The organism is Kastovskya adunca (genome assembly GCF_059505785.1).
Genome location: NZ_JCACLG010000056.1, coordinates 1 through 10282, shown reverse-complemented (window position 1 = coordinate 10282; position 10282 = coordinate 1). Strand labels below are relative to the sequence as shown.

Annotated in this window: 10 protein-coding genes; 2 read left to right on the top strand and 8 right to left on the bottom strand. The window is 46.3% G+C overall.

Annotated elements, in window-relative coordinates:
• Positions 1-159: 159 nt before the first annotated feature.
• The 5 genes from AC5JR3_RS20915 to dxr form a co-directional block, all read right to left on the bottom strand.
• Entirely contained in the window at positions 160-1143 is a 984-nt protein-coding gene (locus AC5JR3_RS20915) for an L-lactate dehydrogenase (RefSeq protein WP_495848502.1), read from the bottom strand.
• Between the two features lie 151 nt (positions 1144-1294).
• Positions 1295-2794 carry a glycosyltransferase gene (locus AC5JR3_RS20910; protein WP_495848501.1) on the bottom strand — a complete coding sequence of 500 codons (1500 nt, stop codon included), beginning with the start codon at positions 2792-2794 and terminating at the stop codon, positions 1295-1297.
• Positions 2795-3078: 284 nt separating this feature from the next.
• Positions 3079-3300 carry a hypothetical protein gene (locus tag AC5JR3_RS20905; protein ID WP_495848500.1) on the bottom strand — a complete coding sequence of 74 codons (222 nt, stop codon included), beginning with the start codon at positions 3298-3300 and terminating at the stop codon, positions 3079-3081.
• A 436-nt stretch (positions 3301-3736) separates the two neighbouring features.
• Positions 3737-3955 (bottom strand): hypothetical protein, encoded by a 219-nt coding sequence (locus AC5JR3_RS20900; RefSeq protein WP_495848499.1) that lies wholly within the window; start codon positions 3953-3955, stop codon positions 3737-3739.
• 58 nt (positions 3956-4013) lie between these two features.
• Complete coding sequence (gene dxr / locus AC5JR3_RS20895) at positions 4014-5210, bottom strand: 1-deoxy-D-xylulose-5-phosphate reductoisomerase (protein ID WP_495848498.1); 1197 nt, start codon at positions 5208-5210, stop codon at positions 4014-4016.
• 53 nt (positions 5211-5263) lie between these two features.
• Here dxr and AC5JR3_RS20890 point away from each other — a divergent pair, with 53 nt between their 5' ends.
• On the top strand, positions 5264-5410 hold the full coding sequence (locus AC5JR3_RS20890; protein ID WP_495848497.1) for a hypothetical protein: 147 nt from the start codon (positions 5264-5266) through the stop codon (positions 5408-5410).
• A complete protein-coding gene (locus tag AC5JR3_RS20885; protein ID WP_495848496.1) occupies positions 5403-5867 on the top strand; it encodes a hypothetical protein in 465 nt (154 codons plus the stop codon). Before AC5JR3_RS20890 ends, AC5JR3_RS20885 begins: the two co-directional genes overlap by 8 nt.
• 76 nt (positions 5868-5943) lie before the next feature.
• Here the strand turns inward: AC5JR3_RS20885 and map are convergent, their stop codons facing one another.
• From map to AC5JR3_RS20870, 3 genes are all read right to left on the bottom strand, one after another.
• Entirely contained in the window at positions 5944-6768 is an 825-nt protein-coding gene (gene map / locus AC5JR3_RS20880; RefSeq protein WP_495848495.1) for a type I methionyl aminopeptidase, read from the bottom strand.
• A gap of 316 nt (positions 6769-7084) precedes the next feature.
• Positions 7085-8131, bottom strand: a complete 1047-nt coding sequence (gene mnmH / locus AC5JR3_RS20875; protein ID WP_495848494.1) for a tRNA 2-selenouridine(34) synthase MnmH — start codon at positions 8129-8131, stop codon at positions 7085-7087.
• 136 nt (positions 8132-8267) lie between these two features.
• Positions 8268-10016, bottom strand: coding sequence for a pentapeptide repeat-containing protein (locus AC5JR3_RS20870; protein ID WP_495848493.1), 1749 nt, complete (start codon positions 10014-10016; stop codon positions 8268-8270).
• Positions 10017-10282: the final 266 nt, after the last annotated feature.

Below are 10282 nucleotides of genomic sequence, written 5' to 3'. Positions count from 1 at the left end.
CTTGCACCCAAACCTCTCTCGTTCTCTGCGTTAAAGAAAAGCAGAACCAAACAGCTAGTTAAAAAAGCTGCAAGATTGGCATCTAAATTATCTATTAGCCAAATGAATATGCCGAGTTAAATTTGCAATAGCTGACTTTCAATCCAGAGTGTCTTTCCCTCAAAGATTGAGTTCTGTTATTGTCTTTTGTAAAACTTTACTGGACTGTAGCAGTTGCTGCTTTTCAGTCCCAGACAAAGAGAGATTCAAAGTCCGACTTACACCTTGAGCATTAATAACTGTAGGTAAGCTAAGGCAGACATCATGAATGCCCTCAAACCCATCGATCAAAGTACTAACCGTCATCACCCGATTTTGATCATGTAAGATTGCCTGCACAATCTGAGTCACCCCCAAACCAATCGCGTAGCAGGTTGCACCTTTACGCTGAATCACCTCGTGGGCGGCATTCTTTACGCGTTCAAAAACTTGTTTAATATCGTCATCCTGCGACTCTTCCTCAAACAGGTGCATTCCTGAAATATTGACTTTGCTCCAAACAGGCACTTCACTGTCACCATGTTCGCCAATGATATAGGCGTGGAAGCTGCGCGGGTCAAGCTGAAACTTCTCCGCCAGTAGATAACGAAAACGTGCTGTATCTAATGATGTCCCGGAACCAAGCACCATAGAACTGGGCAAGCCAGATAGCTTCAGGGAAACATAAGTCATGATGTCCACTGGATTTGTGACAATCAGCAAAATCGCCTGCGGACAATGCTTAACGATTTCTGGAATTAAATCTTTAAAGATCTCTACATTGCGATTAACCAAGTCTAAGCGGCTTTCTCCTGGCTTCTGCTTGGCTCCCGCCGTCACAATGACAACATCAGCGTCTTTACTATCCGCTAACGTCCCGGCTCGAATTGCTATCGGTTCAACAAAGGGTAGCCCGTGCAGCAAATCCATCACTTCCCCTTCTAGCTTTTCGGCATTCATATCAATGAGCACCATTTCATCAAGGGTGTTTTGAATCAGCATTGAGTAAGCACAAGCCATACCCACTTGACCTGTACCGATAATCGCCCCTTTACGACGACGGCGGCGATTGAGCCTCAAATCTTGCTCCGGTTCCGGGATGTTGGTAAATAGAGAATCCAGCATAGAGTTTTCGCCTAAACAGTTTGCAATGGCAATTGACGCTCGGCAGCTCTATTAATTATCTAAACTGTATCAACATCTCCTCTTCACTAAGGTAGAGGTTGTCATCAAGTTGTAAGCTTCCCCTGATCTCTCCACATCAATGCCTAGCCGCTTAGGAACCAAAGTAGAGGTCACTCAATTCTTTCAGGGAAACATCGGTTTCTGGGCTGGGATTGCGAAAGTAGGGATGAATAGGAAGCAGGTCATCAGGACGACGTGCATCCGGTGATGCCACAATTTGCTCCAGCTGTTTCAGGTAGTCTTTGGCTGTACGCTCCCAGGTGTAATGCTTTAATACATAATTTCGACCGCACTGGGAAAAGTCTTCCCATACCTGGGTATTGCCAACTATTTTCTCTAACCCTCGGGCAATATCACTGGGATCACTCGGTTCAACAAAAATGCCGTATTCTTTGTCATCCTTTCGCAGGCTCTCATTGAGTCCACCATTCTGGGTGACGACCACGGGGAGACCAGCAACGACTGCTTCTAGGGGCGCTAAGCCGAAGGGTTCATGGTGCGAGGTTAGGGAAAACACTGAACGGCGTTTAGCTAAGAATCGGTAAGCAGCGGCTAATGCGGCTTGATTCGGTAAGGCAAAGGCACTGATTTTCCCCTTCAAGCCGTTTTCTTGCACCACCTCACGAATGGGAGTAAGAACTTCTTGTTCGGTTGCCTCGTCGCTGGCTTCTTCTTGGAGTGGATTATCTAGCCCACTGGTAAAGAAGACCAAATTAGCTCGTTCTTGAAGGGTTTGGCTTTGGGCAAAGGCACGCACTAACCCTAAAAGGTTTTTCTTGGGAGCTAAACGACTTGCTGCCACAATCACGGGTAAGTCCCGCCGTTCCTCAGCTATGTCCCGCGCTAATCGATCCTGAATCAGTTGATAGGTGGCGTCCTCGTTCTTTGAGCGGGCTTCGACACCGAAGATGGAAGGGTCAACTCCTGGTGGAATCAGTGCAAAGCGATCGTCATTATTCACATCCACCGCCCCGTGATAGGCGTGATGAGCGTACTGTTCAAAACGTTCTTGCTTCGTACTCGTGATGTTGATGGCTGAACGATTCATGCTCAAACGTTCGGCAACTATACGCTGTGCGAAGTTGAAGTAATCATTCTTTTCCTGCAAGGTTTCTGGAGTGACATGGAGTTTATCCAGTTTCTGGGCACCAAGAGAATGACCTGTGAAGGTGAAGGGAACGCCGACCGCATCTTCGATAAGGGCACCGCACAACCCTCCATCGGCATAATGACTTGTCATGGCATCTGGCAAGCCGCCAGACTCTTGATAAAATTTCAAAATATTAGGCACCCAGTCCTCAACCAGATGAGACCAGAACAATTCTTTCCGTAAAAATTCTTTGGGCCCTGCTGGTAAGCGAATAATCCGGACATTGGGCGCATTGGGATAGGCATCAAACTGCTCAGAAAATTCTGGCCACTCCGGGTCAACAATCTGGCGAGTAAGAATATCAACCTTGTGTCCTAGCTCTGCCATTGCCAGGGCAACTTGCTTGACGTAGACCAGTTGACCGCCGAAGTCGGGATGTTCTGTCCAGTGGCTATCAGCCGGATCGAAGTTGCCTTGGGGGTTGAGAAATCCAATGTGCATTACAGAATTTAATACTAAGGTTGAGTAGGTGAGAATAAATCAAATTATGTAAGACAAGGTAAAATATTTACGCCGTCCTAATTTGACTCCTTTAAGAATAGAGGTAACTGGCACAAATCAGTAGTTAACTTAGTAACATTGTGTCAGAGATCAGTTGGAATGGTAAGTACTTAATAGAGATGGTAAAACCTGAGTCTAAGACCCAGGTTTTGCAAGATTTGGATAGCGATCGCTGATTAGTCTTTGCGGACTGTTCAGTGGAGATAGGAGTGAAGTTTTTTCGCTCAGAGGGTCATATATTTAACAAAATCTCTCAATTTGGCAAAGGGTCTTTCAAACACAGCTTTGAAATTCTCTGACAGCCCATCCATTGTGGAGAGGTCGGGAAATCTCACCACAATATGTTGATAATTAGAAAACATGGCATCATTTACCATTGTTTTGGCATCAACGACTGTACCAATACGTCCGTCGAATGCTTGGACTTTATCCCCAATATTATGCATAAATCCTCCATCCTTTCAAATGTTTTATTCAAGTGATCTAAAAAGCAGATACAAGCTTCAATCGCAGTCTATAATGTGATTGAGAAAAATTTAAGCTAGGCGATTAAAACTCTTAAATAAGTAGAGCTTTACCTCTACTTACTAAAAAAATAACGGTTGATGATTTGCTATCCTTCTATCACAGGAGGGAGCTACCTATAAGTGTACAGGTAAAAACTTCTACGAAAATACGGCTTTAGATAGATGTAATGTAGGTATTTATTGTAGGGAGAGCAAAGAGTTAAAAGTGCTTTAAAAGGAATATACTTCACTCAGTTTTTGCACCACCCCCTAATACCATTTCCCTTTTAAGAGGCTACACATAGATCTTCCCAACCCTCCTTAAAAAAGGGGGCGCAAGAAAAAGATCTGTAGCAAGCATTTACGAGGATTGGCATTACTTCCCGGTGAGAGTTCGCCACAGGGTTTGGGGAAGTTGGGTAATTTCCTGCCAAAGGTCGGTGGGGCCAATGCCAAAGACTATCTGCAAAATGAGGATGGCGATCGCGATCGCCATTGCTGTCCTGATGCTGGCTTTGACGACCTGAACCAGCACGGTAAATACCAGCCAGGACACAATCAAGGCAACAAGGACGATAAGTAGTTCTACTGGCATAGCGACTTGTTAACGCGGCTCATGGCGTTAGCCTCAATTCTTGCCTGATAATTTGGCTTTAACGAACAGAGATAATGCGATCGCCTTTGGCTAGCAGTTGGCTAACGGTTAAAACTTCCTGTCTTGCCCAAACATCAGCGGCGCAGATGTCTTCTAGGGAAGGAGTGGCAGTATTTTGGGATTGAAAGCGATCGCAAACATATTCAATACAACGGGCAATTTCCAAATATCGAATCTTCTCTTCCAAAAAGAGTGCTACCGCCTGTTCATTTGCCCCATTCAAAACCGCAGGCATCAAACCGCCCGCGCGTCCGGCGGCATAGGCAAGTTGCATACAGGGATACTTGTCGTGATTTGGTTCTCTAAAGGTGAGAGTCCCAGCCTTTACCAAATCTAGTTGTTCCCAGTCGGTATAAATTCGCTCTGGCCAAGAGAGAGCATACAGTAGGGGTAAACGCATATCGGGCCAGCCCAACTGTGCGAGTACGGAGGTATCTTGCAACTCAATTAAAGAGTGAATGATGCTTTGAGGATGAATTGTGATGTCGATATGGTCGTAGTCCATGCCAAAGAGGTAGTGAGCCTCAATCACTTCTAATCCCTTGTTCATCAAGGTGGCAGAGTCTACCGTGATTTTGCGCCCCATCGACCAATTCGGGTGTTTTAAGGCATCGGCAACGGTCACTTCTGGTAATTTTTCCACGGGCCAATCCCGGAAGGCACCTCCAGAAGCCGTCAGGATAATCCGCCGCAAGCCACCTTTAGGGATGCCTTGAAGACATTGAAAAATTGCTGAATGCTCTGAATCTGCGGGTAGCAACTTCACCCCGTGCTTTTCCACCAAGGGCAACACCACTGGAGCGCCAGCAATCAGTGTTTCCTTATTGGCTAGGGCGATGTCCTTCCCAGCTTCAATTGCAGCCAATGTCGGCAACAACCCAGCACAACCGACAATCCCCGTTACCACGCTTTCGGCGTCGCCGTAACGAGCCACTTGTGCCACTCCCGCTTCTCCTGCCAGTAAAATTGGCTGGGGATCGAGGTCAGCTAGGGCTGCTTTTAGTTCGGGAAACTTGTCTTCGGCGCAAATTGCGGCAATTTCCGGGCGAAACTGCCGAATCTGCGAGGCTAGCATCGCCACATTACGCCCTGCTGCCAACCCCACTATCCGGAATTGGTCAGGGTACTGAGCAACAATATCTAAAGTCTGCGTGCCAATAGAGCCAGTAGAGCCAAGAAGAGTAATCGCTTTCACAATTTTTTTATAATCACGCGCCACTCCACTATAAAATTCTTTGGGCTAATTCTTTGGGCTTCTTGGTAGGAAAACGTCAGGAGTGGTCAAGAAGAGGGCGATCGCGTATTTTTGAGAGCGATCGCCTTTATGGTTTGGGGAGATATATCTTTATAGCTGGCTTGGTTGAAGTCATTGGTGTTAGTCACGCCAGTGGTTAAACTTAAGACTTTCAGCGATCTTGTGAATACTCCAGCACCAAATCCTGAAGAACCTAGCCGCCAACTACCTCCTACAAGCTATGAGACACTACGAGGCTTCCTACCTCCGGCTAACCCTGAGGCGGATATTGGCGATCGCGATGCAGCACAAAGAGCCATTAATATAGCAGCGACACGCTTTGGAGAATGTAACCCAAGAGTTATCAAGAACAGTGTAATGAGCTATAGAGAGGCTTTTCGATTAGGGGCAGAACCTCTCGACTCAGAAGACGATCCGCTTGCCAGCACTCCAGTTCGGGTAGTGGAAATTTTGGGTACTTTTAAAAGGAGAAGAGGTCGTCCCCGGCAGGCAGAAGCCTCACCCACTTTTACGAAAGGTTACATCATTCTCCGGGCGGCAGATGGTTTGCCATTAGCCTATTTCTTGAGCGAACCTTCAAGCACGACCAATCTGTAACGCGGTGTGGGATTGCTTCTGTGTCGGCAAGTTGCAACTCCTAGAGATACGCCCTTCGCGATCGCTTTCCTGACGATTAAACTTTAGAGCGGTCGGTCAAAATTTCGTAGCCTGTCTCTGTCACCAAAACCGTATGCTCGAACTGAGCGGATAGGGAATTATCAACGGTTACGGCTGTCCAGCGATCGCGTAAAACCCGCGTAAATTTAGAACCTGCGTTTAAAATTGGCTCAATTGCTAGGGTCATTCCCGCACGCAACTTCACATTGGGCATTTCGCGGGTGCGGAAGTTGAAAACAGAAGGTTCTTCGTGGAGATTGCGACCTACACCATGCCCCGTAAACTCTTCTACAACGCTGAAACCATTGGTTTTTACGTGGTCTTCAATGGCTCCGGCAATGTCGAGTAAGTAGGCTCCGGCTTTGACTTGTTCGATGCCTTTGTAGAGGGTTTCTTCCGCAACGCGGATTAACTTGGCGGCATCTGCTGTCACTTCACCCACTGCAATCGTGATGCAGGAGTCTCCATGAAAGCCTTCAAAATAGGCACCTGTGTCTACTTTCAACACATCCCCGGCACGAATCACTTTTTTGGGGTTGGGGATACCGTGGACAACTTCGTTGTTGATACTGGAGCAAATGGAACCAGGAAAGCCGTGATAGCCTTTGAAGCTGGGGGAGGCTCCCATTTCTCGGATGCGTTTTTCGGCATAAGCGTCTAAATCCGCCGTTGTCATCCCTGGCTCAACCCTTTCCGAGGTTTCTTTGAGCACTGTCGCGACAATTTTTGCCGCCTGCCGCATAATTTCAATTTCCCGCTCTGATTTGATTTCGATGCTGCGGCGTTTTTTCTGGGCACGAGGTTGAGTGGGTTGAGGCAGCAGGTTACTAAAAATGTTCATGGGGAGGGTGACAGAAGGCTGAAATTTTTAGGGCAATTAAAGCTAAGTGTTAATTCAGTCTGGCTGCTTTCTAAAGCATCAAGGGCAACAGAACTGAACAAAAGTTGTGTTGTGAGAAACTGGGAAACAGTAGCCGACACTACTCAATTTTAGGGGTTTCTTCTACTGTAGCCAGCTTAACATTCCTTTAACTTGTAGAGATGTTGTATAACCACGTCTTTATGGGTTGAAATTCTGCACTAGGAGGCGATCGCGTTTTCCCCATCATCCCCGCTTCGGCGTATCCCGGTACAGAACGATACAGTTCTGGACTTCTTTAAGCACTCAACTCATCCAGAAACGCCTCAACCTTCGCATCCGACAAATCCGACAAGGGTAATCTTTGCTCGACGCGATCGTAACTATGACTCATTGAGCGGCTGTAAGTTGGGTCATAGTGAGCTTCCAGCAAATCGCCCACTAAAGTTTCCCACTGATCAGAATCGATGAGCTGGAACCACTGCGTCAGCTTTTCCAAACCGTAGCGAGATTTGAGCCGCATCAGTTTGTTTTTCAGGATATCGGGGTGAGTCACTAAGTGGGGATATTCTTGCAACAGCCAATCAATTCTGGCGGATGTCGGAAGTTGCACTTCTACGCAACGAGCCTGCTTCATCTGTTGCCAGAGGGAGGAAGGGAGATAAACTTGTCCGATTTTGCTGCTTTCGGCTTCTACCCAAACTGGTTTTTGGGAGTTAAAGCGTTGGAGTTCGTGCAAAATAAGGGACTCAAAGCGTTTTTGTGAGGGTTGGGGTGAGAGTTTACCTTCCCACTCTTGACCGAGGAGGGAACCGCGATGGTTGGCAAGTCCTTCTAAGTCCAGCACTTGAACATCGCGTTGTGCCAATCGTCGCAGGATATGGGTTTTGCCGCTACCTGTGAGTCCGCACAGTACCTGATAGGTAAATTGTTTGGGCAGGTGTTCTAGTTGTTCGCGGACGTGGGCGCGGTAGGTTTTGTAGCCGCCTTCTAAGACTGTGACTTGCCACCCAATTTGGCTGAGTACCAGTGCCAAGCTGTTGGAACGCTGTCCACCGCGCCAACAATAGACTAGGGGATGATAGTCTTTGTCTTTGTCTGTGAAGTGATGGGCAAGATGCTGAGAAATATTTTTAGCAACTAGAGAAGCCCCAACTTTGCGGGCATCGAAGGCACTAATCTGTTTGTAGAGGGTGCCGACGTTGGCACGTTCGTCATCATTGAGAACTGGGAAGTTGAGGGCACCCGGAACCCGGTCTTCAGCAAATTCGCTTTGGGAGCGAACATCAATAATTTCGCTGTAAGTTTCTGTCCAAGGGGTGCTGGTATAAACAGGCGATCGCATGACTCAAGTTTACATGGTATCTAGTAGCGATCGCTTTCTTTGTGAGGTCGTTGCTTGGCTTTAGTAGCGAAGGGAGACACGATGGTGAGGCGATCGCGTTTTTACTCACCCAGCTATTTCAGCTCATCCGCAAAGTCTACTCGTGAGTCGTGCCATCCGGCATAATTGCGCCACTAAGCTTTGCCTCTGTCAAAATTACCCCACTCAAGTTAGCACCTTTCATGTTCGCTCCTTCCAGGTATGCATAACTGAGGTTGGCCCCACGCAGGTCAGCAGAAGAGAGATTTGCCCCCCTCAAATTTGAAGAAGTGAGCCATGTTCCACAAAGGTTTGCCCTACTAAAGTTGGCTCTCACCATATTGATTCCCTGAAGGTCTATTCCGGCTAGATTGACATCAGTAAGGATTGCGCCACTTAAATTTGTCCTCTTATCAAATTTGGTGTTTATTAGATTCGCGAAACTGAGATCTGCTGCTGCCAAGTTCGTTTTTTGCAAATTTGCAGAACTGAGGTTTGCAGAACTGAGATTTGCTGCCGCTAAGTTTGCAGAACTGAGATTTGCTGCCGTTAGGTTTGCAGAACTGAGATTTGCTGCCGTTAAGTTTGCAGAACTGAGGTTTGCCTCACTCAGATTAGCGGAGTTGAGATGCACCTGAAGAAGTTTTGCTCCATTCAAGTTTGCTTTAGTTAAGCTTGCTCTACTCAAGGTGGCTTGACTTAAATCTGCACTTCTTAATTGAGTTGAATTTAAGTTTGCCTCTTGCAGGTTTGCACCACTCAAGTTGACTTCATTCAAATTAGCACCAGTAAGATTAGCCTTTAATAAGGATGACCCAGCAGCAATCAAGTAAGCTCCTGCTTTAATAAGGTCAAAATCTTTGGGAAATACAGTTTTCTCGTTATAAACTGCTTGCTGAAGATTTACTCCTTCTAGATTTGCCCCTTCTAGATTGGCACTCGACAAAGCTGCTCGACGTAAATCAGCCTGACTCAGATTTACCTCAATTAATACTGCTTGCCTCAGATTTGCTCCTTCAAGCTTTGCCTTTTTTAGGTTTGCTTTTTCTAATTTTGTTTTAAATAAATTTGCTTTACAAAGGTTAGTGCATTCCAGATTGGCGTTGCTTAGATTTGCTTCCTGTAAATTTGCTTCATAGAGTTCAGCCCCTTTTAATTTTGCTCCGCTGAAATTTACAGCACAAAATTTTGCCTGATTTAGTTTTGCGCTGGTGAGATTGGCTTGACTTAGGTTAAGTCCAGCATATTCAAGGTTTTTGCCAGCTAAGTCAATTCCAGCTAAGTTAATCCCTGTAAAATCCCGTTTTCCCTCGTTAAACCACTGCCAAAATTCTTCAGCAGTAACAGGTATTTCCTGAGTATCTTCCTCTGCTGCATAGATTCTATTTACCAGCCACATCGCTCTTTCAGTTTTAAATTCCTGATCGCTAAAAACTCTGGTAATTTGTTCTACAGCTTCTTCAGCTTCAGCCGTGTCAGTCTCCACTTCAACTTCTGCTAACTGCTCGGATGATGCAATTACCATTTTTTCGAGGGCTTCCTGACGTAGTTGCTGCTCTACTCGTTCAGTAAATCGCCTAACTACCTCAGCATCATCAAGCTTTTCAGGCTCAGCAGGTGCGTCTTTAATCTCAGTATCTAAACCATTGCTCAAAGTTGGTAGCTGCTGGAGGTGCTGTTGCAAAGCGGAAATTTCACTTTTAAAGCTTTCGATTTGCTGCAACTCTGGGCGCGTGTTGAACTCTTGCGTCAGGCTGTCGAACTGTCGTTTCAGCCCTACCATGTATTTTGCGGAAACATTTTGTCGTTCTTCTAGCTGAGAAATTCTCGAAATCAGAGACGCTAAATCCTGTTGAGAGTCAGACATAGTTGTCACGCTTTAGCCGCAGCCGTAATATTTGGGCATCTTGTCTAAAGTATCTAAGTCTATGCGCTGCTGCCGTCAGTGCGATCGCGTAGTCACTAGACGAAAAAGCTCCCTTAAACAGCTTTGCCTCTACGCTCGGTGTATACACAGGTCTCCTAAACTGCTTTTGCACTATTTTGGTTTTGATCCCCCCCAGCCCCCCTTAAAAAAAGCTCACAGGTGTAGGTTTTTTACAAAAGAGAGAAGGGCAAAAGTGGAGGAGGGAA